Here is a 26,562-nt window from a genome sequence, read left to right as displayed (position 1 = left end):
AGGGGGCTTTCGCTCCCTTATTTTCTTTTTTCCGAAAACGGAAAGTCAACATTCAAATCAGGGCATCCTGCCCGTATTATTTTCAAAGCAAGAAAGGAACTGAATATGCAGAAAGACTATGAAACATTCGTAGAGAAACTGGAGATTGGTATTTACGAGGCTACAGGGATTCCGAGGGAAAATATTTCTTTTGAGAAAGAAGGCGGGAGGTTTGCGCCTGTAGGAGACAGACTGCTGGTGAAGTTTGCAGAGCATGATGATGCCTGGGAGGTCTGTGGACTTTATACACAGGAACTTTTTAAATCTTATCAGAATGGCAGTCCGTTTGAGGAAATTATAAAAGAAATCACAGATGATCTGAATCGGATAAAAAAGGCGGATATTTATGAGAAAACAAGAGTGATCAGGGATTATGAGAAGACAAAACCCCGCCTGTTTATAAGATTGCTGAATGCAGATAAATATTCCGCGGATCTTCAGGATGCGGTGTATAAAACTCTTGGTGATATTGCACTTGTGCTTTATATGAAAGTTACGGAATATGAAGGATGTGTGACAAGTACAAAAATCCGGCAGGGAATGCTGGAGCAGTGGGGAAAAGAATGTGATGAGGTGTTTCAGGAGGCGATTCTCAATACGTATTTTATGAGTCCGCCCAGAATTTACAGATGGGAACAGATGATTTTTAATCCGGAATATGAAGGTGAAAGTTTTATGAATCTGGGTGATAAGTGTGAATTGAAGAAAGATGCAATGGGAAATTGTCTCAGTACAACGAAGAAAACAAATGGTGCAGTTGCAGTGTTCCTGCCGGGAGTGGCAGAACAATTGGCATATATGCTGGATTCCGATTTCTATATGGTGTTTACCAGTGTACATGAGGTAATGATCCATAATGATAAATTTGTAGAACCTGAAGATTTGCAGTGTGTTTTGCGGGATACGATCAGGGAGGCTACACCGAAAGAGGACTATCTGACGTCGAGAATCTATCAGTACAATAGGGAAACACATAAATTTATCTGTGTAACTCCGCTGGAAAAAGATGAGAAATAAAAATATGAGAGTACTCCATAAAAAAGTACTCTCATATAAAGGATATTTAGAAACGTTATGAGTAATTTATACGGTTATCCGAGCAGTGCAGAGTCATTGCTGAACTCTTCTCCGCTTGCTTTTTCAAACTGGTCCAGAAGGTTTTTAACTGTCAGTTTTTTCTTTTCTTCTCCCTGGATATCCAGAATGATTTTTCCTTCCATCATCATGATCAGACGATTGCCATGTGCAATAGCGTCCTTCATGTTGTGAGTGATCATCAATGTCGTAAGGTGATCGCGGTTTACGATCATATCTGTAATTTCCAGAACTTTGGCAGCTGTTTTTGGATCAAGAGCTGCGGTATGTTCGTCCAGAAGCAGAAGCTTTGGTTTCTGAAGCGTTGCCATCAGAAGAGTAAGAGCCTGTCTCTGACCACCCGAGAGAAGTCCTACTTTAGAAGTCAGTCTGTCTTCCAGACCAAGACCAAGAATTTTCAGGAGCTCTTTGTATTCTTCGCGCTCAGCTTTAGTGATTCCGGAGCGGAGAAGACGGGATTTTCCGCGGCGTTTTGCAAGTGCAAGGTTTTCCTCGATACCCATTGTTGCAGCGGTTCCTGTCATTGGATCCTGAAACACACGTCCAAGGTATGTAGCACGTTTATGTTCAGAAAGTTTTGTAACATCAATATTGTCGATAAGGATCTGTCCTTCATCAACCGGCCAGGTTCCTGCAACAGCATTTAGCATAGTAGATTTGCCGGCGCCGTTTCCTCCGATAACAGTTACAAAATCGCCTTCGTTCAGCTTCAGGTTCAGACCATTTAATGCACGTTTCTCATTAATGGTTCCGGGATTAAAGGTTTTATAGATATTTTTAAGTTCAAGCATTTTTATTTACCTCCCCTTTTGGCTGGTTTATTAAAGTATTTGCCTTTCCAGTATGGGAATGCAAGGAAGAGAGCAACTACGATTGCGGACAGCATCTTCAGCAGGTCAGTGTCGATACCCATCCAGATAACAATCTGAAGTACCAGATAATACAGAATGGAACCGAAGATAACTGCTAACAGGCGAAGGGCAAAGTTGCGGAAAATACGTCCAAAGATTGCCTCACCAATAATAACTGCTGCCAGACCGATAACGATGGAACCACGTCCCATGTTGACATCTGCAAATCCCTGATACTGTGTAAGGAGTGCACTGGAAAGTCCTACCAGACCGTTGGAAATCATAAGTCCGAGAACTTTATTCCTGTTTGTGTTGATACCCTGGGCGCGTGACATATTTGGGTTACATCCGGTTGCGCGAAGGGAACAGCCAAGCTCTGTTCCAAAGAACCAGTAGAGAATGGCAATCAGGAGAATACACATAACTGCTACAATAAAAATTGTGTTTTTGGAAAGAGATGCATTTTTTATATGTCGCAGGGAAACCAGAAGATTATATTTATCAACGTTGATTGCCTGATTTGCTTTTCCCATGATCTTCAGGTTTACGGAATACAGAGATAACTGTGTCAGGATTCCGGCAAGGATTGCGGGAATTCCCATAAAGGTGTGAAAAATTCCGGTCGCAAGGCCTGCCAGCATTCCGGCGAGAGTAGCGGCCAACATAGAAATCCAGACATTATGACCGGAAAGCATCATCATAATACACACTGCACCACCGGTGCACATAGTGCCATCAACTGTAAGGTCTGCAATATCAAGAATACGGAAAGTGATATAAACACCGATTGCCATAATTCCCCAGATCAGACCCTGGGCTACTGCACCCGGAAGTGCAGTGATTAATGTTAAAATTTGCATTTGTAATTTCCTCCTGTTGAGATGCGAAAAGCGAGAGAGGCGTCAAACCTTTCCCGCTGATCGCATATAAATTGAATTTTTATAACTGTTTGATAAGCTGTTATTTAAAATCCTGTTGGTGTGAGTATTTTTCAACTGTCTGACCGGATTTATTTGGCAGTGTCTTCAGCAGCCTCACCGATTGCAACATAATCGTCCGGAACTTCGATGCCCAGCTCTTCGCAGATATCTTTGTTATATTCTTTTGTGAAGTTTGGTGCATATTCGATCGGCATTGTGGAAATATCTTCACCGTCCTTTAAAATCTTAACAGCCATCTTACCGGTTGTAACACCAAGGTCATAATAGCTGATGGAAAGTGTCGCAACACCGCATCCGCTGCAGATACCTTCTTCGCCTGTGATTACCGGAACTTTTGCCGGAAGGCAGATGTTGTTGATGATCTCTGTGTTGGAAGCAACTGTATTATCTGTCGGTACATAAATTACATCACTTGCGTCAGTTGCTGTTGTAGCAACAGAAGAGAGATCATTAGAGTCAGAGAATGCATAATATTCACATGTATATCCGAGTTTTTCAAGTTCAGCTTTTACTGTATCTACCTGATACTGAGAGTTTGCTTCGGCAGAACAGTAGAGAAGACCTACATTTTTTGCATCCGGGAAAAGTTCATTGAGCATTGCTGCCTGTTGATCAAGGGGAGCAAGGTCTGCAGTTCCGGAAATATTTCCGCCCACAGTCCCGTTGAAATCATCCAGTCCAAGTGCAACACCGTATTCAGTAACAGAAGTACCAAGAATCGGAATATCGCTTGTCCCTGCTGCAGCTGCCTGAAGAGCAGGAGTTGCATTTGCAAGAATCAGGTCAACATTATTGGAAACGAAGCTGTTAATGATTGTAGAACAGGTGTTGGAATCTCCCTGTGCGTTCTGCTCGTCAAAGGTAACTGCATCTTCTCCCAGTTCTTTGGTGACTTCATCCTTGAATCCCTGTGTCGCAGCGTCGAGAGCTTCGTGCTGCACAAGCTGACAGATACCGATTGTATATTTGTCTCCGTCAGCAGCACTTGCTGTTACTGCGCAGGTTCCCATAGCCATGGCTGCTGCAAGAGTGATTGCTAATGCTTTTCTTTTCATAATGATATATCCTCCTAATATAATGTTTAAATTAAGTCAGGTAAGAATTGCGTTTATTATTTGATAATATAAAACTTACCTGAATCCGAATGATTTTCTGTAGGGAAAGCAGTACTGGTAAATGATTCGGATAATGTCATCGAGTTATTCGACTGTGACGTTTTAAAGTATAACGCTTTAGTGTAAAAAAGTCAAGCGACCTGCACAATTATATTTTTAATTCATATAGTATAAAGAGTATATGAAGAAAGCAGAGTGTCGTCATGGCATATTCGATCATGCTGGATGCCGGACATGGAGGTCAGGATCCGGGAGCCGTATATAAGGGAAGACAGGAAAAGAATGACAATCTTAAACTTGCTCTTGCGGTAGGTGAGATTTTAAAAAATAAAGGGATTGACATCTCTTATACCCGTACCGGTGATGTCTATCAGACACCTTTTGAGAAGGCACAGCTTGCAAATCAGGCAGGAGTAGATTACTTTATTTCATTTCATCGAAACAGCAGCCCAAAGGAAAATCAGTATAATGGAGCGGAAGTTTTGATTTATGATAAAAGCGGGATTAAATATCAGATGGCTGAGAATATTCTGGGAGCTCTGGGAGAAGTGGGATTCCGCGAAATCGGTGTAAAAGAGCGGCCGGGACTTGTGGTCCTCAGACGAACCAGGATGCCGGCTCTTTTAATAGAAACCGGATTTATCAATTCCGAAGAAGATAATAAACTGTTTGATAACAAGTTTAGCGATATAGCTCAGGGAATTGCAGATGCGATTCTTGGAAGCCTGGATGAGGAAACAGTGCAGGAACCGCTTTATTACAGAGTGCAGACTGGAGCGTTCAGAAAAAAAGAGAATGCGGACCGTATGTTATATCAGTTACTGGAAAAAGGTTATCCCTCTTTTATGTTACATGAAAACGGATTGTATAAAGTTCAGACAGGTGCCTATCAGCAGATTGGTAATGCAGTAAATATGGAGCAGAGACTGAGGGATGATGGTTACAGTACGGTTATTGTGACAAAATAGCCTTCTGGAAATATTGGAAGTCTGTGCATCGCGAAGCGTGTTGCTGTGAACAGAGTGAACAGTAACATAAGCAGTGGGGGACATAGTTTTAAGAATTAACTTGGTTGTACGTTAATAGAAAAAATATGGTACACTGTATCTATCTATAGAAATCTTCGTAAATAATGCATATTGTTCCGGTTCATCAGAGCGTGAATTTTTGTTGGACTGTTACAAACGCATTATTTGAGAGGTGCTGTAGAAAAAACAGATAACGAGGAGTTAGTAATGATGAATGACGTATATGAAAAATTTTTAAAAAGTTCAGAAGAGTTTATTTTTGCAGAAAACAAGCCGGAAAAATCTGATATTATTTTTGTCCCTGGAAATGGTTATCCGCAGATGGCGGAAAAAGCAGCAGAATTGTTTAAGAAAGGGATGGCGGACTGGATTCTGCCCAGTGGAAAATACAGTGTAGTAAATGGAAAGTTTTCAGGCGTTCTTGAAAAAAGCAATGTATATGATAAGGAATATGGAACAGAATGGGAATTTCTCAGGGATGTTCTTATAAAAAACGGAGTTCCGGATCAGAAAATCCTGAAAGAAGACCAGGCAACCTTTACTTATGAGAACGCAATTTATTCCAGACAGGTGACAGATCATGCAGAACTGGAAATAGAAAGAGCGATTTTGTGCTGCAAATCTTACCATGCAAGAAGATGTCTGATGTATTATCAGCTCTTGTATCCGAAAACAGAATTTTATGTGGTGCCTGTGAATGCAGATGGAATTACCAGAGAAAACTGGAAAAAGAACGAAGAAGGAATTGATGCGGTTACAGGAGAACTCTCCAGAATCGTGAAACAATTTTCACTGATGCTGGAGAGATGACAGTTACGGCTGTTCTTCTGTTTCAGTTTTCTTCTCGGGAAGCCAGATGTGGACAAGTTCGATTCTGTTTTTGTCCAGACGGTCAACAACCAGGCGGATGCCACTTTCAAGTGTGACAGACTGACCCTCTTTGGGAAGGCAGTCAAGCTGTTCAATAATATATCCGCCAATAGAATCATAATCTTCAGATTCCAGATTAATATGGAGGGCTTCGTTGATATCATCCAGCTTGGCAGAACCCTGAACAACATATTCTCTTTCAGGCTGGATTTCTTTAATATCTTCGACTTCATCCTCATCGTATTCGTCGCGAATCTCACCTACGATCTCTTCCAACAGGTCTTCCAATGTGACCAGACCCGCTGTGGCACCGTATTCGTCCAGAACGATTGCCAGATTGACGGATGCTTTACGCATTTCAATCATCAGGTCTGCTGTAGCTTTGTATTCATAGGTAAAATAAGGCTCACGCAGGATGTTGCGGATTGAAAAAGGTTTGTCCTTTGGATAAACAAGAAGATCTTTCATATTGATAATACCGATTACGTTATCAGTGTTGTCCTCATAAACCGGAAAACGGGTATGCATATCTTCACTGAAGACCGCCATAAGTTCATCATAGGAAAAATTGATATCTATAAAGGTCATGTCGATTCTGGGAATCATGACATCTTTTGCAGTTGAATCGCCAAAATCAAACACATTGTAGATCATCTGTTTTTCTTCGTTTTCAATGACGCCGTCTTTTTCACCTACATTGACGAGGGTACGCAGTTCATGTTCAGTCATGGCATTTGCCTTTTCGTCCGGGTTAACATGCAGAATGACCAGTACACCTTCTGTTATTTTATTTACAATGAAAACAACGGGAGTAAGGAGAATCATAAGCCCGTATATTATTCTTGAATAGGCCAGGGACAATTTTTCAGCATGAATTGTTGCCAGGTTTTTGGGGGTTATCTCACCGAAAATGAGAATCAGCAGAGTCAGGATGCCGGTTGTGATTCCTACATATGCGTTTCCCAGAATCTTTATGGTGAGTGTAGTCATGAGAGAAGAAACAGACATATTTACAATGTTGTTTCCGATTAATACGGTACTGAGCATCTTTGGGGAATTGGAAATTATTTTTTCCAGAATAACAGCACGTTTGTTGCCCTGCTCGGCAAGAGACTGTATCCGAATCTTATTTACGGTTGTCATAGCGGTTTCCGCAGAAGAAAAAAATGAAGAAAGTGCGATCAGTATCAGAATCGCCACCGCCTGAAAGGCAATACTTGAATCCAAGATTTATTCACTCCTTTTGATTATCTTTATTGATTGAATCATATCATAAAACATTTAAGCAAAATATACATGATTTCATATAAAAAATCAAGAAAAAGCTTTTGGTTCAAAGATAGTATAAAAAAATTTAAAAGAGGACTGTCGAAAAAGTAAGATTTGTGTTATAATTCACTCGATTAAAATGAAAAAAAACATTACAGAATATTTACAAAATGATAAAAGTTTGATAATATACAGATATGTAATATTATTGTATTACGTAAAAAGAGAACTGATATTTGGCTGAAAGTAAAAAAATGATTATCAGGAAACATAAGAATCGAATATAAATATAGAGGTGCGATATGTCCAATAATATAAGAATAAGAAAAAATAAATTAAAAGGAACGGGTATTTTGGCGGCAGCGGCTTTAACAGCGGCTTTGATTGCAGGAAATAATATACCGGGTGTAACAAGACAGGTCAGTGCGGCTGAGTCACAGGAGAATACTGTGTCTTCTCTGATCCCGGACAACATCACGCTTGATAAGCCTGTAGAACTTGCGGATGTAGAACTTCCGGCAACGGAATATGGAACTTTTGAATGGGCAGATGGAAGTTTCGTTCCTGCACAGCGTGTACAGAGCTGTGAGGTACTTCTTATACCGGCAGAAGGGCAGGATTTAAGCCATGTGGATGGATGGGATCCGGAGAGCGGCGCGGTTGTCGGTTACATCAATGTAATAGTGAATAGTATTACGGATGGTGATAATGTTGATAAGACAGAAGGCTCAGGTAAAACAGATCCAACAGAAAATGCAGATTCAACAGAAACGCCTGAAACTTCGTCAGAAAAACCTGCCGCAGATGAAAACGCTGATACAGACAATAAAGAAGATAAGGAAAGTAAATCAGATCAGGATAATAAAACTGATACAGACAATGAAGAGAATAAGATTGAAGAAGATAAAACAGATAATAAAAACAACAAAGATAATAACAGCAATGCAGATAAGACGGATAAAGATACAGAAACTACCGGTAAGCTGGAACCTGCAGATGATATGACACAGGATAAAGAAGATACGAAGAAAGATGATGAAGATGGCGCAGATGATAATATCTTTGATAATCCTGTTCTGCCGGACGATAAGGATGACCGTCCTACAGATGCAGAGGATTCTCTTTCTGATGAAGAAAAAGAAGAGAGGGCCGCACTTAATCATACCTGCGACGGTATTACAGTAAGCGGAGTTAATCTTCCATGGTATGTACAGTTCAGAGTTTCAAGCGGTGACAGCTATCAGTTTACCAATGAATCAGATGCAATGATTTTCCAGTCTTATGAATTTGAACTCTGGGATCTTAAGAATAATACAGAATATGAGATCCCTAATGGAGATTATATCAGTGTCACTGTGCCGGTAAAATCCGGATATCAGTATACTATCGAACATCTCCTGGATAACGGGGCAACTGAGACGATTATTCCGAGTGTAGAGAATGGTATTATGGTATTCAGCACACATTCTTTCAGTCCATTTGGAATTGCAGGAAGCAGACAATTAGTAGGACCTGATGCGGGGAATGATACGGACGATACAGATGCGGTAACTCCTGCACCGGCTTCCTCCGACAGTCAGAGCTCTGATTCCGGAAAGAACAATACAGTATCTATGAATGACAGTTCTGACAGCAATAATGGTTCTTCTTCTGATCAGAATGATAATTCAACGGAAAATAAAGCTGTGAAAAATAACAATACAGTAAATACCGGAGATACAACATCAATTATGCCGTTTGTGATACTGTTTGTGGCAGCTGCAGTGATCGCCGGTGTGGCTGTATTTATAAAAAAGAGAAAGAAATAAAAGAATAACACTGATTCCTCCCCCATATAGTTTAACAGGAGGGGAAACAATGAAAGTCAGAGCAATTTTGAAATCACTATTATTTGCATATGCATTAACAGGAGTGGCATTACTGCTTTTGGCCCTGGTACTGTTTGCTTTTGATCTGGGAGAAACAGCTGTAGATGCGGGGATTATTATAATTTATGTACTTGCATGTTTCATGGGAGGCTTTATGGCCGGCAAAATTGTGTGTAAAGACAAATATCTGTGGGGTGTTATCACAGGCCTGGCTTACTATGTATTACTGTTGACTGTCTCTGTTATGGCAAAAGGCGGCTGGGATATGAGTGCAGCTCATGCAGTTACAACATTTTTTATGTGCACAGGCGGTGGAACACTGGGTGGAATGCTGTCGTAAAAAAAAGCTTTTAAAATGAAAAGATATATGATATACTATGCCAAGAATATAATTACATAAGGAGGATAGAGTTATGGAACATATCAAAACCCTGAATACAAAGAATTTACAGAACACTGTAAAAAAAGGTGGATGTGGCGAGTGCCAGACTTCCTGCCAGTCCGCATGTAAAACTTCCTGTACAGTAGGAAACCAGAGCTGCGAGCAGAAATAAGATCAGCTATGGAGAAATGAGATAAGCAGCGGAACTTTTATTCCGCTGCTTATCTTACGCTTAGAAAGGATTTTAGTAAAATGAGTCTGATTCACCGTTATAAAAGCAATGGCTTTAATATTGTACTGGATATCAACAGTGGATGCATCCATCTGGTAGATGAGGTTACATATGAGGTTCTTCCATATCTGGAAGAGGGCCTTGGCACAGAAGCTATTGCAGAGAAACTGGAAAACAAATATAACAGAGAAGATATTGAGACATCTGTAAGAGAATGTAATAAGCTGAAAGAAGATGGAATGCTTTTTACAAAAGATGTTTATGAGAATGTAATTGAAGAATTTTCAAATAACCGGCAGACCGTTGTAAAAGCATTGTGCCTGCACATTGCTCATGACTGCAATCTGGCCTGCCGTTATTGTTTTGCCGAAGAAGGCGAATATCATGGCAGAAGAGCTCTTATGTCCTATGAAGTCGGCAAAAAAGCTCTTGATTTCCTGATCGCGAACTCCGGTTCCAGAAAAAACCTGGAAGTAGATTTCTTTGGCGGCGAGCCGCTGATGAACTGGCAGGTTGTAAAAGATCTGGTAAAATATGGCAGAGAGCAGGAAAAGCTTCACAATAAGAAATTCCGTTTCACTTTAACAACAAACGGAGTTCTTCTGAATGATGAAGTAATGGAATTCTGCAATAAAGAGATGGGCAACGTTGTACTCAGTGTGGACGGACGTAAGGAAGTACATGACTACATGCGTCCATTCAGAAAAGGTGCAGGAAGCTATGACCTGATCATGCCGAAGTTCCAGAAGTTTGCAGAATCCAGAAATCAGGACAAGTATTATGTAAGAGGTACTTTTACTCACCATAATCTTGATTTCTCCAAGGATGTGCTTCATCTGGCAGATCTTGGATTCAAACAGATTTCTGTAGAGCCTGTAGTTGCGGCTGATACGGAGGAATATGCGATCCGCGAGGAGGATATCCCCCAGATCATGGAAGAGTATGATACTCTTGCAAAAGAAATGATTAAAAGAGAGAAAGAGGGAAAAGGATTTAACTTCTTCCATTTTATGATCGACCTTACAGGTGGCCCTTGCGTATACAAGAGACTGTCAGGCTGCGGTTCAGGAACAGAGTACCTGGCTGTAACACCCTGGGGTGATTTTTACCCATGTCACCAGTTTGTTGGTGAAGAACAGTATCTCATGGGAAATGTAGACGAAGGCATCACAAAGCCGGAAATCCAGAAGGAATTCGGCGGATGCAACGTTTACACAAAGAAAGACTGCAAAGACTGCTTCGCACGTTTCTACTGTAGTGGCGGATGTGCGGCAAATGCATTCCATTTCCAGGGAGATATCAAAGGCAATTATGAAATCGGATGCGAACTCCAGAGAAAACGTGTGGAGTGCGCCATCATGATAAAAGCCGCACTGGCATGTGATTAGTGGGCAGTAATCTGTCTGACTGATACCGCCGTCGGCTGTTATCATAACAGAAAATGGCTGGCAGGCGGATGAACATGACCGCGGACAAAAAATCAAGAAGGGAAAAGAACTATGAAGAAAAGTAAAGGAATCGTAGTGCTGCTTCTGACACTGATCCTGACTGTGTTCTTTTGCTTTACTGCAGCCGTAGGTATCGGTCCTACCGGAACCGGTGCAGCAAAACATATCAACACGGGTCTTGATCTTGCCGGTGGTGTCAGCATTACCTACCAGGCTAAGGAGAGCAATCCGACAAGCGAAGAGATGTCAGATACGATCTACAAGCTTCAGAAGCGTGTAGAGCAGTACAGTACTGAGGCTCAGGTATACCAGGAAGGATCAGACCGTATTACAGTTGAAATTCCTGGTGTTACAGATGCAGATACTATTTTGAATGATCTGGGTAAACCAGGTTCCCTGTATTTCATCACAAAAGAAGATGCTGACGGAAACCAGAACTTTACTACAGGACAGGATGGATATGTTCTCTCCAGAACTATGGATGAGATCAAGGAATCCGGAAGTGTTGTTCTGGAAGGTTCTGATGTAGCAGATGCCCAGGGTGGTGCGATCCAGAATCAGAACACAAGTGCAAAGGAATATGTGGTAAGTCTTACTCTTACTTCTGATGGAGAAAACAGTGGTAAAACAAAATTTGCAGAAGCTACAAAGAATAATGTAGGCAAGCAGATCGCTATCGTCTATGACAATAACATTATCAGTGCTCCGAATGTAAATGAAGAGATTTCCGGCGGAAAAGCACAGATCAGCGGAATGTCTGACCTGGAAGAAGCACAGAACCTTGCTTCTTATATCCGTATCGGTTCTCTGGGACTGGAACTGGAAGAACTTCGTTCCAGTGTTGTAGCTGCACAGCTTGGTGAAGAAGCAATCTCTACAAGTGTTCTTGCAGGTGCGATCGGTCTGATCATCGTTATTATCTTTATGATCATTGCATACCGCGTACCTGGTGTAGTTGCAGGTATCGCACTGATTCTTTATACATCATTAATGCTGATCACGCTGAATGCCTTTGATATTACTCTTACTCTTCCGGGTATTGCGGGTATTATTCTTGGTATCGGTATGGCGGTGGATGCCAATGTTATTATTTATGCCCGAATCAGAGAGGAAATTGGTGCAGGAGTTTCAGTAAGGAATTCTATTAAGTCCGGTTTCAGCAAAGCTTTCTCTGCAATCTTTGATGGAAATATTACAACACTGATCGCAGCCTTTGTGCTGATGTGGCTTGGTTCAGGTACTGTTAAGGGATTTGCTTATACACTTGCCCTTGGTATCGTGATCTCCATGTTTACAGCACTGGTTGTATCCAGACTGATTGTAAATGCACTTTATGCAGTTGGTGTACGTGATCCGAAATTCTACGGATCTGCAAAAGAACGTAAGGCAGTTGATTTCCTTGGAAAGAAGAAAGTATTTTTTGCTATTTCCATTATCCTGATCCTCTGCGGTCCGGCAGCGATGTTTGCTAATTCGCATGCAGGAAACAAAGCGTTAAATTACAGCCTTGAGTTCTCAGGCGGTACTTCTACGACTGTTACATTTAATGAAGATATGGATATTAAGACCATTGATTCTGAAGTAACTCCTGTTGTAGAAGAGGTGACAGGAGATAAAAATGTTCAGCCTACAAAGGTAGTCGGAACAAATCAGGTTGTGATCAAGACACGTTCTCTGAATCAGAGCGAACGTGAAGCTCTGCAGAGTGCACTGGTTGAGAAATTTGGTGTAGATGACAGCACGATTTCCACAGAAAGTATTTCTTCTACAGTAAGTAGTGAAATGCGTCGTGATGCGATCGTAGCCGTTATAGTAGCTACAATCTGTATGCTTCTTTATATCTGGTTCAGATTTAAAGACATCCGTTTTGCAAGCAGTGCGGTATTGGCGCTTCTGCATGATGTTCTGGTTGTACTTGCATTCTATGCTATTGCCAGAGTATCTGTCGGTAATACATTTATTGCCTGCATGCTTACAATCGTAGGTTATTCTATCAATGCTACAATCGTTATTTTTGACCGTATACGTGAGAACCTTCACAGTGGTTCCAGAGAAAAACTGGCAGAAATTGTAAACACAAGTATCACTCAGACTCTTACAAGAAGTATTTATACCTCTTTTACAACTTTTGTTATGGTAGCTGTTCTTTATATCATGGGTGTTTCTTCTATCCGTGAATTTGCAGCACCTCTGATGGTTGGTGTTCTTGTCGGTGCATATTCTTCTGTATGTATTACAGGTGCGTTGTGGTATGTGATGAAAAAGAAATTTGCAGGAAAAGGACAGCCGGCAATTGCTGCAGCTTCCGCATCTGCAAAGTCCTCTTCAAAGCCGAAGAAAGCACGTGATGTATCACAGAAAGATCCGACTCAGCCAAAGAAGAAAAACAGAAAAAGAGTAGCTGAACGTCTGGCTGCCGAAGAAGCAGCTAAAAAACAGCAGAATGATGATGCTGAATAAAACAATAATTGTCTGAAAAACAGGCAGACAGAAATATCCCGGGGTAAAACTCCGGGATATTTTTATGAGGAGAGAAAATATATGGAGAAATGGGTAATAGCAGCAAAAAGAGCAGATTTTAACCAGATCGGTCAACAGTTTCATATTGATCCGGTGATTGCGAGACTGATCAGGAACAGAGATGTGATCGGAGAAGATAAGATAAGAGAGTATCTGTCAGGAACAGTACAAGAGCTTCCTTCTCCCTGGCTGATGAAGGATATGGAAAAAGCTGTAGATATCCTGGAGAAAAAAATATCGCAGAAAGCAAAAGTCCGTATTATTGGTGATTATGATATTGATGGTGTGACCTCTACATACATTTTAATGAAAGGCCTTGCGAGGATCGGAGCAGATGTGGATACTTATATTCCGGACAGAGTTGCAGACGGATATGGGATTCATGCACATCTTATAGAAAGAGCGGAAACGGACCGGATCGATACGATCGTGACCTGTGATAATGGAATTGCTGCGGCTGCTGAAATCCAGATGGCAAAGGATAAGGGAATGACAGTGATTATTACAGATCATCATGAGGTTCCTTACAGGGAGGAAAAGGGAGAACGCCAGATGGTGCTTCCGCCGGCAGATGCGATTTTGAATCCGAAACAATATGATTGTCCATACCCGAATAAAAACCTGTGTGGGGCAGTGGTGGCCTTTAAATATATTGCAGCACTTTACGAGAGATTTGGTGTTCCGGCAGAGGAGCTGGAAGATTATTATGAACTGGCGGCTATTGCAACAGTAGGAGATGTTATGGATCTTCAGGGAGAGAACAGGATTCTGGTAAAAGAAGGGCTGTGCCGTCTGAAAAATACCAAAAATCAAGGATTGCAGGAACTGATCCGAGCAAATTCTCTGGAAGATGCTAAAATCACAGCTTATCATATCGGATTTGTGCTGGGACCATGTATCAATGCCAGTGGCAGACTGGATACAGCTGCCCGTTCTCTTGCACTTCTCAATGCAAAAACAAAGGAAGAAGCAGCAAGGCTTGCCGGAGATCTTACAGCTCTTAATCAGAGCCGAAAAGCTCTCACTGAGAAAGGAAAAGAAGAGGCAATCCGGATTATAGAGACTACAGAGCTGAAAAATGACAGAGTACTGGTAGTTTATCTTCCGGATTGTCATGAAAGTCTTGCCGGTATTATAGCAGGCAGGATCAGGGAAAAATATCACAGGCCGGCCTTTGTATTGACGGGCGGTGAGACAAGTGCAAAAGGAAGCGGAAGATCAATAGAAAGTTACTCTATGTATGAAGAACTGGTAAAATGTGCAGACCTGATGATACAGTTTGGAGGTCATCCGATGGCAGCAGGTCTGTCTATAGAAGAAAAAAATATAGAAGAATTCCGGAGACGCCTCAATGTCAACTGTACGTTGACGGACGAAGAATTGCGTCCTAAGATCGTGATTGATGTGCCGATGCCTGTGTCTTATATTACAAAAGAACTGGTAGAACAGATTTCGCTTCTGGAACCCTTTGGAAAAGGGAATACAAAACCGGTCTTTGCGCAGAAAAATCTCAGAGTGCTTGATCACAGTATTATCGGGAAAAATAAAAATGTAGTAAAACTAAAACTTCTCGATCCGCAGGGGATTTCAGTGGAAGGCATTTATTTCGGAGAAGCAGAGGATTTTGTGAACTTTATCAGGGAAAAAGACAGTATTTCTGTTACTTATTATCCGGAGATCAACAGATTCAGGGGACGAGAGAGTCTTCAGATTATTATTCAGAATTACTGTTAATATTACCGCTTGGTTTGTAACCGCCGGTAAGCCTGGAAATACAAATGTCAGGGCTTAACAGTAACTTGATTCTGAAATAAAAAGGTGATATACTATAAAATATTTATGAGCGAACAGCAATATAACACACACTGGAGGAGAAATAAAATGAAGAAAATTGAAGATTATGTATTAAGTATACCGGATTTTCCTGAACCGGGGATTATTTTCAGAGATATTACAAGTGTTCTGCAGGACGCGGATGGCCTGCAGTTGGCAATCGACTCCATGCAGGACTGTCTTAAGGATATAGATGTGGACGTGATTGCAGGAACAGAGTCCAGAGGCTTTATCTTTGGTGTACCGATCGCATATAATCTTCATAAACCATTTGTACCGATTCGTAAAAAAGGTAAACTTCCCCGCGAAACAGTATCTGTAAGCTATGATCTGGAATATGGCAGTGCAGAGATTGAAATGCATAAAGATTCCATAAAACCAGGTCAGAAAGTGGTTATCGTTGATGATCTGATCGCAACAGGCGGTACGATCGAAGCAGCGATCAAGCTGGTGGAACAGCTTGGCGGTGAGGTTGTCAAGGTTGTATTTCTCATGGAACTTGCAGGTTTAAAGGGACGCGAAAGACTGAATGGGTATGATGTAGCGTCTGTAATTTGTTATGATGGTAAATAAGCACAGCTGATTGTGCAGGACAGGCAGGTGGGAGCATATGACAGAGATAACAAAAAGTACAGAAGCAAAAAAAGATGAAATGCAGGTTGAAAAAGAGAAGCTGGAATCTGTAAAGAGAGCAGATGCGGCAGTAAAGACCATGCATGATTTTACAAGTCCGGAGGTGCTTTATAAAGAACTGATAAACAGTGTTCTGAAGTATCATCCATCAACAGATATTTCCATGATAGAGAAGGCATATAAGGTTGCAAGTGAAGCTCATGAAGGACAGAAGAGAAAGTCTGGAGAGCCATATATCATTCATCCTTTGTGTGTTGCCATCATTCTGGCAGATCTGGAACTTGACAAAGAAACGATAGTTGCAGGTCTTCTTCATGATGCAGTTGAAGATACCTGGATGACCTATGAGGAAGTTGAGAAGGAATTTGGTTCAGAGGTTGCACTTCTTGTGGATGGTGTTACCAAGCTGGGACAGTTATCTTATTCTGCGGATAAAGTAGAAGTTCAGGCAGAGAACCTCAGAAAGATGTTTCTTGCCATGGCTAAGGATATCAGAGTTATTCTGATCAAGCTTGCAGACCGTCTTCATAATATGCGTACCTTACAGTATATGCGTCCTGAAAAGCAGCAGGAAAAGGCCAGAGAGACCATGGATATTTATGCTCCTATTGCCATGCGTCTGGGTATTTCCAAGATAAAGGTAGAGCTGGATGACCTGTCGCTGAAATACCTTAAGCCGGATGTATATTATGACCTGGTGCATAAGGTTGCCCTGCGTAAAAGCGAGAGAGAACAGTTTGTAGGTGCGATTGTAAAAGAAGTTAAGAAACATATGGATGATGCCAATATTAAGGCGCAGGTGGACGGACGTGTAAAACACTTTTTCAGCATCTACAAGAAGATGGTAAATCAGGATAAGACTATTGATCAGATTTATGATTTATTTGCTGTCCGTATTCTTGTAGATACAGTGAAGGATTGTTATGCTGCCCTTGGTGTGATCCATGAGATGTATAAGCCAATTCCGGGACGGTTTAAAGATTATATTGCCATGCCGAAACCCAATATGTATCAGTCATTGCATACCACATTGATCGGACCCAACGGACAGCCCTTTGAAATCCAGATCCGTACTTATGAAATGCACAGAACTGCAGAATATGGTATCGCTGCACACTGGAAATATAAGGAGTCGTCTGACGGAAAGGCTCCTGTAGGTAAGAGTGAGGAAGAGAAACTGAACTGGCTGCGTCAGATTCTGGAATGGCAGAGAGACATGTCTGATAACAAAGAATTCATGAGTCTTCTGAAGAATGACCTGGATCTTTTTGCGGACAGTGTTTACTGTTTCACTCCACAGGGAGATGTTAAAACACTTCCAAGCGGTTCTACACCGGTGGATTTTGCGTACAGTGTTCACAGTGCAGTCGGAAATAAGATGGTAGGTGCCAGAGTTAACGGTAAGCTGGTTCCGATTGAATATGAGATCAAAAACGGCGACCGTATTGAAATCATTACTTCACAGAATTCTCAGGGACCAAGCCGCGACTGGTTGAAACTGGTTAAGAGTACTCAGGCAAAGAACAAGATTAACCAGTGGTTCAAGAAGGAATTAAAAGAAGATAATATCCTTAAGGGCAAGGAGATGCTTGCGCAGTATGCGCGTGCAAAGGGATTTAAGATCGCAAATTATACAAAAACCCAGTATCTGGAGGCTGTTTTGCGTAAATATGGTTTCAGGGACTGGGATTCAGTACTTGCTGCAATTGGTCATGGCGGATTGAAAGAAGGTCAGGTTTTCAATAAGCTGGTAGAGGCTTATGATAAGGAAAATAAGAAGAATCTGACAGATGAGCAGGTTCTTGAGGCTGCTTCTGAGACACAGGAGAAGCTTCACATTGCCAAGAGCAAGAGTGGAATTGTGGTAAAAGGAATCCATGATGTGGCAGTCCGTTTTTCCAAGTGCTGTAATCCGATCCCGGGTGACGAGATTGTAGGCTTTGTTACAAGAGGACGTGGAATCACAATCCATCGTACAGATTGCGTCAATGTGCTGAATATGTCTGAGACGGACAGGACACGATTGATCGAGGCGGAATGGCAGCAGCCTGATACCAAGGAAAAAGAGAAGTATATGGCTGAGATTCAGGTTTATGCAAATAACCGTACAGGGCTTCTTGTGGATCTTTCTAAAATATTTACAGAACGTAAGATCGACCTGCGAAGTATCAACAGCCGTACAAGCAAGCAGGAGAAGGCAACTATTTCCATGAGTTTTGAGATTGGAAGCAAAGAGGAACTGCGTTCCCTGATCGAGAAGATCCGTCAGGTAGAGAGTGTCATTGACGTAGAGAGAACTACAGGCTGATCATGGAAAAATCTGCTGGAACATTATTTTATGGAACTGCTGCAGATTGACAGAAAGGAATAACATGAAGAATTTAGAATTACAGAAATGTATATTAGGACCTGTATATACAAATTGCTATCTCCTTAAGAATAAAGAAACCGGAGAACTGATCATTGTTGATCCCGCAGATTGTCCGGAGAAGATTGAAATGAAGATTTCCCGGATGAATGGAAAACCGGTGGCGATTCTTCTTACCCATGGACATTTTGACCACATTCTGGCTGCACAGGCAGTAAAGGAGAAATATAATATTCCGATTTATGCCTGTCGTCAGGAAGAGGAGATGCTCCGCGAACCTTCGATCAATATGACTGTACATTATGGACAGGGATGTTCTATTGTGCCGGATGTATTTCTGGAGGATCTGGATGTTATCAGACTGGCGGGATTTTCCGTTCAGATGATCCATACACCGGGACATACCAAAGGAAGCTGCTGTTATTATCTGAAAGATGAAGGTGTATTGTTCAGCGGTGATACAGTGTTCTATGGCTCTGTTGGAAGAACGGATTTTCCGGGTGGAAGTACAGCAGAAATTGTGAGAAGTCTCCATAAACTGGTAGATTCGCTTCCTGAAGAGACCGAGGTTTTCCCCGGACATGATGCATCTACCACTATTGGTTATGAAAAGAGGTATAATCCATTTGTGTAAAATAGGCATTCTGTTTAAGAACAGAGATTTTGAACATGATGTTTATGAACTGATCAAAGCGTTTTATCCCGAAGCGGAGATACATACTCTTTATGAAAATGGTGAAGCAGAGTATGACCTCCGCTTCAGTGTGGAACGGGATAATGACAGTTATATCATAAAATACGAAAGGACAGAGAATCTGTCGAAACAGGAAACAGAGCAAAAAGGGGTAATTTCCGCAGACATACTTTCTAAAGAGAATGCAGGCTGTGGAATACAGGATGCTCATGCTCTGAGAAAAGAGAATAAAGATAATATCAAATATGCTCTGTATCAGTTGTTGGTAAAACTGACGGGCAGAACTCTTCCATGGGGAAATCTGACAGGAATACGTCCTGCCAAACTGGCAATGGGAATGATCGAATCCGGAATGAAAAATACGGAAGCAGCCCGGGAGATGCGTGAGAGATATCTGGTGAGTCCGCAGAAAACAGCGCTTGCCATCACTATTGCAAACAGGGAAAGAGAGATTCTGAAGGATATTGACTATGAAAATGGATACAGCCTTTATATTGGAATCCCGTTTTGCCCAAGTATCTGTCTGTATTGTTCCTTCAGCTCCTATCCGCTGAAAGTGTGGGAGAAGAGAACAGATGAATATGTGGAAGCTCTCTGCCGTGAGGTAAGAGAGACTGCTCTTATGATGAAGGGAAGAAAACTGGACACCATCTATATTGGCGGCGGTACCCCGACTACACTGCTTCCACATCAGATCCGTAAGCTCCTGGATACAGTGGGAGAAGCTTTTGGCTATGAAGGACTGGCAGAGTTTACTGTGGAAGCCGGCAGACCGGACAGTATTACACGTGAAAAGCTGATGGCGATCAGGGAGTATCCGGTAACAAGAATTTCCGTAAATCCACAGACTATGAATCAGGAAACCCTGGATATTATCGGCCGCAGACATACTGTGGAGCAGACAAAAGAAGCGTTTCATCTGGCACGAGAGCTGGGATACGATAACATTAACATGGATCTGATCGTAGGACTCCCGGGTGAGGATATTCACATGGTAGAGCGGACTCTTGAACAGGTTCGTGAACTGGCACCGGACAGTATTACCGTACATTCACTGGCAGTGAAACGTGCAGCAAGGCTGAATATTTTTAAAGAGAAATATCAGGAAATGTCTTTTGAGAATAATCAGGAGATTATGGATCTGACCATGAAAACCGCATATGAAATGGGAATGGGCCCTTATTATCTGTATAGACAGAAGAATATGAAGGGAAATTTTGAAAATGTTGGCTATGCAAAGGTTGACAAAGCGGGAATTTACAATATACTGATTATGGAGGAAAAACAGCCTATCATCGCACTGGGGGCAGGCGGTTCTTCCAAGCTGGTCTTTGACCATGGACAGAGAATTGAGCGTGTGGAGAATGTAAAAGACGTTTCTAATTATATTTCCCGCATTGATGAGATGATCGAGAGAAAACGGACAGCAATAGCTACCTGGCTGTAGGATGTGGAGGTAACATTTTGGACACAGTACAAAAGACAGCAGCAGGTTCACAGCAGAGGATTCTGGAATTTGACCTTGCTTCTGAACTGCATCATGGAATGCTGGTAAGTAATCTGGCTTATGCGGTTGCAGAGGAGATGGGACTGCCGCATGAACAGTGCTATGAGCTTGCAATAGCAGGAATGCTCCATGATATAGGAAAGCTGAAGCTGACAAGTTATATTAACGGACAGGAGCAGGATCCTCTGGTGATAGAGGAACTGAAGTATGTCCGGATGCATTCTACATTGGGATATGAGGAACTTAAAGGGCAGGGATATTCGGATTTTGTATTGGAGAGTATCCTGTACCATCATGAGAATTATGATGGCAGTGGATATCCGTCCAATAAAGCAGGTGATGACATACCCATAGGTGCCCGGATACTCAGAGTCTGCGATGTATATGCAGCATTGATCTCTGACAGACCATACAGAAGAGGATTTGATATTTCTTCAGTTATGGAGTTGATGATCGATGAAGTAAAAAATTTTGATATGCAGGTTTTTCTTGCGTTTCAGAGAGTGGTTCATAATGGAGACGGGCAGAATTTTTATAAAAGAGGAGGACAACATGGCATTAAAGAAGAAACCGGTAACCGGTATGAAGGACATTTTACCAAAAGAGATGGAAATCCGTAATTATGTGATGAACATGATTCGTGAAACATACGGAACATTTGGCTTTTCATCTATAGAGACACCATGTGTGGAACATATTGAAAATCTTTCCAGTAAACAGGGCGGAGAGAATGAGAAACTTATTTTCAAGATCCTGAAACGTGGGGAGAAACTGAAACTTGCGGAAGCAGAGAAAGAAAGTGATCTGGTTGACTCCGGACTTCGCTACGATCTGACTGTGCCGCTTTCCAGATATTATTCCAACAACGCAAATGAGCTTCCGGCTCCTTTTAAGGCACTTCAGATGGGTAATGTGTGGAGAGCAGACAGACCGCAGAGAGGACGTTTCCGTCAGTTTATGCAGTGTGATATTGATATTCTGGGTGAGCCTACTTATCTGGCTGAGATCGAACTGGTTCTTGCTACCACAACGTTACTCGGAAAGCTGGATTTCCACAACTTTACGATTCGCATCAATGACAGAAAAATCTTAAAAGCGATGGCGCAGTACAGTGGATTCCCACAGGAAAGCTTTGACACTGTGTTTATCATTCTGGACAAGATGGACAAGATTGGTCTGGAAGGTGTTGCAGAAGAACTGGAGAAGGAAGGATTTGCAAAAGAGAGCATTGATACCTACCTTGGACTTTTCAAAGAGATCACTTCTGACATTGAGGGTGTTCGTTACTGCAAAGAGAAATTAAAAGATGTTCTGGATCCAAAGGTTGCTGAGGACCTTGAAACAATCATTTCTACTGTAGATTCTGTTAAGACAGCAGATTTTAAGATGTCTTTCGATCCGACTTTGGTACGTGGAATGTCTTATTATACAGGACCGATTTTTGAAATCTCTATGGATGAGTTTGGCGGCAGCGTAGGCGGCGGTGGACGCTATGATGAGATGATCGGTAAATTTACAGGAAACAATACATCTGCCTGCGGATTTTCAATTGGATTCGAGAGAATCGTAATGCTTCTTCTTGAGAGAAATTATGAAATCCCGACAAAGAATGGTAAGAAAGCATATCTTATCGAGAAGAATATGCCGGCAGACAAGATGCTGACGATTCTGAAACAGGCTCAGGAAGAGCGTAATGCCGGAACACAGATCAATATTTCTATTATGAAGAAGAATAAGAAATTCCAGAAAGATCAGATGACAGCAGAGGGCTATACAGAGTTTGTAGAATTCTTTAAAGACAGAATGTAATAATTCGTAACTGTTCAGCAACATTGCGAGATAGCAGACTGCCGGATAGTTACAACAATTCTTATAATATAGAAAGCATGAAAAGAGGAAAGAAACATGGCTGAAAGTATGCAGGGACTGCACAGAACATGCCGATGTGCAGAAGTAACAAAGGAAATGATCGGCAAAGAAGTTGTCCTTATGGGATGGGTTCAGAAAGCCCGCGATAAAGGCGGAATTATTTTCGTAGATTTAAGAGACCGTTCCGGTATCATGCAGCTGATTTTTGAGAATGGCAGCATTGATGAAGAAGGTTTTGCAAAAGCAGGTAAGCTGAGAAGTGAATTCGTAATCGCTGTTACCGGTGTGGTAGAAGAAAGAGGCGGCGCTGTTAACAAGAATCTTGCAACAGGTGAAATTGAGCTTCGCGTAAAATCCCTTCGTGTTCTGTCTGAAGCAGAGGTACCTCCGTTCCCAATTGAAGAGAACAGCAAGACAAAAGATGAAATCCGTCTGAAATATCGTTATCTTGACTTAAGAAGACCTGACCTTCAGAAGAATATTATGCTTAAGAGCAAAGTCATGATGCTTACAAGACAGTTCTTCGCAAAAGAAGGATTCCTTGAAATTGAAACTCCGATGCTTGGTAAGAGTACACCGGAAGGTGCAAGAGATTATCTGGTACCGTCTCGTGTTCATCCGGGACATTTCTATGGTCTGCCACAGTCTCCGCAGCTGTACAAACAGCTTCTGATGTGCTCTGGTTATGACCGTTATATCCAGATTGCAAGATGTTTCCGTGACGAAGACCTTCGTGCGGACAGACAGCCGGAATTTACCCAGATCGATATGGAACTCTCTTTTGTAGATGTTGATGACGTAATTGATGTAAATGAGAGATTCCTTGCTTATCTGTTCAAGGAAGTACTTGATATTGATGTAAAACTTCCAATCCAGCGTATCACATGGCAGGAAGCTATGGACAGATTTGGTTCTGATAAACCGGATATGCGTTTCGGAATGGAACTTCATGATGTAAGTGATGTAGTTAAAAACTGTGGATTCAGCGTGTTTACTTCTGCGTTGGAAAATGGCGGCAGTGTTCGTGGTATCAATGCAGAAGGACAGGGCGCTATGCCACGTAAGAAAATTGACAAACTGGTTGAGTTTGCCAAAGGTTACGGTGCAAAAGGCCTTGCATACATTGCAATCGCTGAAGATGGCACAAGAAAATCTTCTTTTGCTAAATTCATGACAGATGAAGAGATGGATGCTCTGGTAGCAGCTATGGATGGTAAAGCAGGAGACTTACTTCTGTTTGCAGCAGATAAGAAGAAACTGGTTTATGATGTACTTGGCGCACTTCGTCTGGAACTTGCAAAGCAGATGGATCTTCTTGATAAGAATGAGTATCGTTTCGTATGGGTAACAGAGTTCCCGCTTCTTGAATGGAGTGAAGAAGAGAATCGTTTCACAGCAATGCATCATCCATTTACCATGCTTATGGAAGAGGACCTTCCACTTCTGGATACAGATCCTGGAAAAGTTCGTGCAAAAGCATATGATATCGTATTAAACGGTAATGAAATTGGTGGAGGAAGTGTCAGAATCCATCAGGATGATATTCAGGAGAGAATGTTTGAAGCACTTGGATTCACAAAAGAAGCTGCTCACGAGCAGTTCGGATTCCTTCTGGACGCATTCAAATATGGAGTTCCGCCTCACGCCGGACTGGCATACGGACTTGACCGTCTGGTAATGCTTATGGCGAAAGTTGACAGCATCCGTGACGTAATCGCATTCCCGAAGGTTAAAGATGCTTCCTGTCTGATGACTCAGTCTCCGAGCCGCGTAAGCGAGGAGCAGTTAAAAGAACTGGAACTGGAAGTAAGACCGGAGGAAGTAACTGAATAAGGATGGAGCTTACAATTCAGACGTTTTTGATTGTATGCCCGTTGGTATTCCTTGCAGGATTAGTTGATTCTATCGCAGGCGGGGGTGGTTTGATCTCCCTGCCTGCGTATCTGCTTGCAGGGGTTCCGATGCACAATGCGATAGCAACGAATAAATTATCCTCGGCAACTGGGACAGCGATTTCAACAGCACGTTTATGTAAGAATAAATTTGTAGACTGGGGAGTTGCACTGCCATGTATTTCCATGGCTCTTGTTGGTTCTTTTGCAGGCGCTCATATTGCGCTTCTTGCCAGTGATAAGATATTAAAATGGATGCTGATTCCAGTACTTCCTATTGTTGCGTTTTATGTAATGAAGAAGAAAAATCTGGATGATAACAGCAATGTAGAGATTTCCCGAAAGAAACAGTGGATTTTGTGTGCGGTGTGTTCTCTGGCTGTTGGCTGCTACGATGGCTTTTATGGGCCGGGAACTGGTACGTTTCTGCTTATTTTATATACAGGAGTAGCAAAACTTCCCGTAGCGAAAGCTTCCGGAACTATGAAACTTGCAAATCTTTCTTCTAATATAATGGCATTAGTTGTTTTTTTATTTAGTGGAAAGATTGTCATATATCTTGGACTTGCAGCTTCTGTTTTTTCCATTGCAGGGCATTATGTAGGATCTGGAATGGTAATGAAAAATGGAAATAAAATCGTAAGACCGATTATTCTGATCGTTCTGGTTTTACTGTTTATCAAAATTATAACGGGGATGTAAAAAGAATAAGACAAAGATTAAAAAGACCACCATATCATAGAATGATTCGGGAAAGGAACATTTCTGTGATATGGTGGCCTTTTTAGTTGTTTAACCAAACTGCGAAGCAGTTATTTGGTTATGAGCAAGTAGCGGAAGCGGATTGCGAATATCCGATTGACTAATCGTTAATTGGAACTGCTTTCAGTAGAAGTATTATCATCTGTCTGCTTATCTGTATCGGCAGAAATATTTTCATCCTCAGAATCAGAAGTCTCGAGAGGAGAATCTGTCAAAGTACCGAAAATAGCATTTCCCAAAGTATTTCCCTCATCCTGAAGCTTCCAGGATACCCCATCATTGATTAGAACAAAATCTACATCATTGACGGTAGTAACGATATTATCATTGATGCTGTTCAGAAGAATTTCGAAAGATTTCTCGTATCGTTTCTGGGAGCCATCGATAACTGCGTCAGCAGAAGCCAGATATTTATCAAGCTTTTCCTGATAATCAGCCAGGATCGAATCACTGTCAAAGGTTGTAATTTCAGTTGTAACAGTGGCATTGTATCCATTTTCACTGCTGGATTTAATGACATAATTAAAATTTTTATGAATCTGTTCAGCAAGTGCTGAGGCAATGGAATTTTTTGCAGTATCGGATGTATTCATGATATTTACTACACCCAGATAAGATGTCATTTCTTTCAAATCCAGTTTCTGTAGAGTGTCAAGATAGACAGTCAGGGTATCTTCCGGTGAAAGAATATCCGGATCAGCCAGATCAGCTATAAGACCGCCGACAAGGTCATCTTCCAGAGAATTGGTACGCTGGATCTTCCATTTTTCCTTTTTATCATTGCCTGTATTGACAAGCTGTATGTTACAGTCTGTCTCAGCTGTATCATAGTCATTTGTGTTTAAAAGATGATTCAGGATCAGATAATGAGCCTCAAGAGATCTGGAAGAATCTTTGATATTTCCTTTTTGCGCCTGGGCTGACTCTGTGATCTGTGTCCGGAGAAGTTCTGCTTTAAAATCTCTGGCAAGAACTTTGGAATCGATTGTGGTCAGTTTGACAGAAACAGTGGCAGAATGATTAGCTGTGCCGACGATGACATCCGAAATTTTGTAATTAAATTTCCGGAAAAAGAGAGAAAAGGTTTCATTGATTTCATCAGTTAAATCAGTATTCTCTGTGGCATCGGGGAACAGCTCTGTATAGGGTATGTATTTTTGCGTAGTTTCTGAATCGAGATTTTTTAACTGATCCAGTTCATTTCTGACTACACTCTTTACATCTGACTCATTTTTGCGGAAACAGCCGCTGCTTACAGATACAGCAAAAAGAAAAAATAAGACAGAGAAAAGAAGAATCAGGTGTTTGTTTATATTCATACGTGTTCTTTCCTTTCACAGTGCTTT

General features: G+C 41.6%; 22 protein-coding genes. 17 read left to right on the top strand and 5 right to left on the bottom strand.

Annotated elements, in window-relative coordinates; all coding sequences use genetic code 11:
- Window positions 1-105: 105 nt before the first annotated feature.
- Window positions 106-1,056: a DUF5688 family protein gene (locus ACESZG_RS00960; RefSeq protein ID WP_055054001.1), complete on the top strand. Its 951-nt coding sequence runs from the start codon at window positions 106-108 to the stop codon at window positions 1,054-1,056.
- Window positions 1,057-1,130: 74 nt separating this feature from the next.
- On the opposite strand, the gene ACESZG_RS00955 is transcribed toward ACESZG_RS00960, so the two are convergent.
- The 3 genes from ACESZG_RS00955 to ACESZG_RS00945 form a co-directional block, all read right to left on the bottom strand.
- On the bottom strand, window positions 1,131-1,925 hold the full coding sequence (locus tag ACESZG_RS00955) for an ABC transporter ATP-binding protein (RefSeq protein WP_008703743.1): 795 nt from the start codon (window positions 1,923-1,925) through the stop codon (window positions 1,131-1,133).
- 2 nt (window positions 1,926-1,927) lie between these two features.
- Window positions 1,928-2,845: an ABC transporter permease gene (locus ACESZG_RS00950; RefSeq protein ID WP_118617698.1), complete on the bottom strand. Its 918-nt coding sequence runs from the start codon at window positions 2,843-2,845 to the stop codon at window positions 1,928-1,930.
- A 149-nt stretch (window positions 2,846-2,994) separates the two neighbouring features.
- On the bottom strand, window positions 2,995-3,981 hold the full coding sequence (locus tag ACESZG_RS00945) for an ABC transporter substrate-binding protein (RefSeq protein ID WP_373217377.1): 987 nt from the start codon (window positions 3,979-3,981) through the stop codon (window positions 2,995-2,997).
- A 263-nt stretch (window positions 3,982-4,244) separates the two neighbouring features.
- Between ACESZG_RS00945 and ACESZG_RS00940 the strand changes: the two genes are divergently transcribed.
- Both ACESZG_RS00940 and ACESZG_RS00935 read left to right on the top strand, forming a co-directional pair.
- Window positions 4,245-5,009 (top strand): N-acetylmuramoyl-L-alanine amidase, encoded by a 765-nt coding sequence (locus ACESZG_RS00940; RefSeq protein WP_008703740.1) that lies wholly within the window; start codon window positions 4,245-4,247, stop codon window positions 5,007-5,009.
- A 267-nt stretch (window positions 5,010-5,276) separates the two neighbouring features.
- A complete protein-coding gene (locus tag ACESZG_RS00935) occupies window positions 5,277-5,879 on the top strand; it encodes a YdcF family protein (protein ID WP_330366472.1) in 603 nt (200 codons plus the stop codon).
- 3 nt (window positions 5,880-5,882) lie between these two features.
- On the opposite strand, the gene ACESZG_RS00930 is transcribed toward ACESZG_RS00935, so the two are convergent.
- Window positions 5,883-7,166 (bottom strand): HlyC/CorC family transporter, encoded by a 1,284-nt coding sequence (locus tag ACESZG_RS00930; RefSeq protein ID WP_022380371.1) that lies wholly within the window; start codon window positions 7,164-7,166, stop codon window positions 5,883-5,885.
- 344 nt (window positions 7,167-7,510) lie between these two features.
- On the opposite strand from ACESZG_RS00930, the gene ACESZG_RS00925 reads away from it, so the two are divergent.
- The 14 genes from ACESZG_RS00925 (at window position 7,511) to ACESZG_RS00860 (ending at window position 25,156) form a co-directional block, all read left to right on the top strand.
- Window positions 7,511-9,016 carry a hypothetical protein gene (locus tag ACESZG_RS00925; protein WP_368261935.1) on the top strand — a complete coding sequence of 502 codons (1,506 nt, stop codon included), beginning with the start codon at window positions 7,511-7,513 and terminating at the stop codon, window positions 9,014-9,016.
- A gap of 49 nt (window positions 9,017-9,065) precedes the next feature.
- On the top strand, window positions 9,066-9,416 hold the full coding sequence (locus ACESZG_RS00920) for a TIGR04086 family membrane protein (RefSeq protein WP_368255626.1): 351 nt from the start codon (window positions 9,066-9,068) through the stop codon (window positions 9,414-9,416).
- A 73-nt stretch (window positions 9,417-9,489) separates the two neighbouring features.
- The gene (gene scfA, locus ACESZG_RS00915) at window positions 9,490-9,630 is read left to right on the top strand and encodes a six-cysteine ranthipeptide SCIFF (RefSeq protein WP_008703734.1); all 141 of its coding nucleotides are present in this window, start codon (window positions 9,490-9,492) and stop codon (window positions 9,628-9,630) included.
- An 80-nt stretch (window positions 9,631-9,710) separates the two neighbouring features.
- Entirely contained in the window at window positions 9,711-11,078 is a 1,368-nt protein-coding gene (gene scfB, locus ACESZG_RS00910; protein ID WP_008703733.1) for a thioether cross-link-forming SCIFF peptide maturase, read from the top strand.
- Window positions 11,079-11,189: 111 nt separating this feature from the next.
- The gene (locus ACESZG_RS00905; RefSeq protein ID WP_008703732.1) at window positions 11,190-13,598 is read left to right on the top strand and encodes a protein translocase subunit SecDF; all 2,409 of its coding nucleotides are present in this window, start codon (window positions 11,190-11,192) and stop codon (window positions 13,596-13,598) included.
- Window positions 13,599-13,679: 81 nt separating this feature from the next.
- Window positions 13,680-15,392: a single-stranded-DNA-specific exonuclease RecJ gene (gene recJ / locus ACESZG_RS00900; protein WP_008703731.1), complete on the top strand. Its 1,713-nt coding sequence runs from the start codon at window positions 13,680-13,682 to the stop codon at window positions 15,390-15,392.
- A 147-nt stretch (window positions 15,393-15,539) separates the two neighbouring features.
- Window positions 15,540-16,064, top strand: a complete 525-nt coding sequence (locus ACESZG_RS00895; RefSeq protein ID WP_008703730.1) for an adenine phosphoribosyltransferase — start codon at window positions 15,540-15,542, stop codon at window positions 16,062-16,064.
- 37 nt (window positions 16,065-16,101) lie between these two features.
- A complete protein-coding gene (locus ACESZG_RS00890) occupies window positions 16,102-18,432 on the top strand; it encodes a bifunctional (p)ppGpp synthetase/guanosine-3',5'-bis(diphosphate) 3'-pyrophosphohydrolase (RefSeq protein ID WP_008703728.1) in 2,331 nt (776 codons plus the stop codon).
- A gap of 64 nt (window positions 18,433-18,496) precedes the next feature.
- Window positions 18,497-19,126, top strand: coding sequence for an MBL fold metallo-hydrolase (locus ACESZG_RS00885; RefSeq protein ID WP_022380375.1), 630 nt, complete (start codon window positions 18,497-18,499; stop codon window positions 19,124-19,126).
- The gene (hemZ, locus tag ACESZG_RS00880; RefSeq protein ID WP_029676987.1) at window positions 19,098-20,633 is read left to right on the top strand and encodes a coproporphyrinogen dehydrogenase HemZ; all 1,536 of its coding nucleotides are present in this window, start codon (window positions 19,098-19,100) and stop codon (window positions 20,631-20,633) included. Before ACESZG_RS00885 ends, hemZ begins: the two co-directional genes overlap by 29 nt.
- 17 nt (window positions 20,634-20,650) lie before the next feature.
- Entirely contained in the window at window positions 20,651-21,313 is a 663-nt protein-coding gene (locus ACESZG_RS00875; RefSeq protein ID WP_022380377.1) for an HD-GYP domain-containing protein, read from the top strand.
- Window positions 21,246-22,502, top strand: coding sequence for a histidine--tRNA ligase (gene hisS, locus ACESZG_RS00870; protein ID WP_008703721.1), 1,257 nt, complete (start codon window positions 21,246-21,248; stop codon window positions 22,500-22,502). Before ACESZG_RS00875 ends, hisS begins: the two co-directional genes overlap by 68 nt.
- Before the next feature lie 96 nt (window positions 22,503-22,598).
- Window positions 22,599-24,395 (top strand): aspartate--tRNA ligase, encoded by a 1,797-nt coding sequence (aspS, locus tag ACESZG_RS00865; protein ID WP_022380379.1) that lies wholly within the window; start codon window positions 22,599-22,601, stop codon window positions 24,393-24,395.
- Window positions 24,396-24,397: 2 nt separating this feature from the next.
- Entirely contained in the window at window positions 24,398-25,156 is a 759-nt protein-coding gene (locus tag ACESZG_RS00860; protein WP_008703716.1) for a TSUP family transporter, read from the top strand.
- Between the two features lie 167 nt (window positions 25,157-25,323).
- Here ACESZG_RS00860 and ACESZG_RS00855 read toward each other — a convergent pair whose 3' ends face one another.
- Window positions 25,324-26,535 carry a hypothetical protein gene (locus ACESZG_RS00855; RefSeq protein ID WP_173704532.1) on the bottom strand — a complete coding sequence of 404 codons (1,212 nt, stop codon included), beginning with the start codon at window positions 26,533-26,535 and terminating at the stop codon, window positions 25,324-25,326.
- Between the last annotated feature and the right edge of the window lie 27 nt (window positions 26,536-26,562).

This window comes from Blautia sp. Marseille-P2398, assembly GCF_964240315.1.
GTDB lineage: Bacteria > Bacillota > Clostridia > Lachnospirales > Lachnospiraceae > Blautia_A > Blautia_A wexlerae.
The sequence above is the reverse complement of the archived record's forward strand: the minus strand, read 5'-3'. Positions and strand labels throughout refer to the sequence as shown.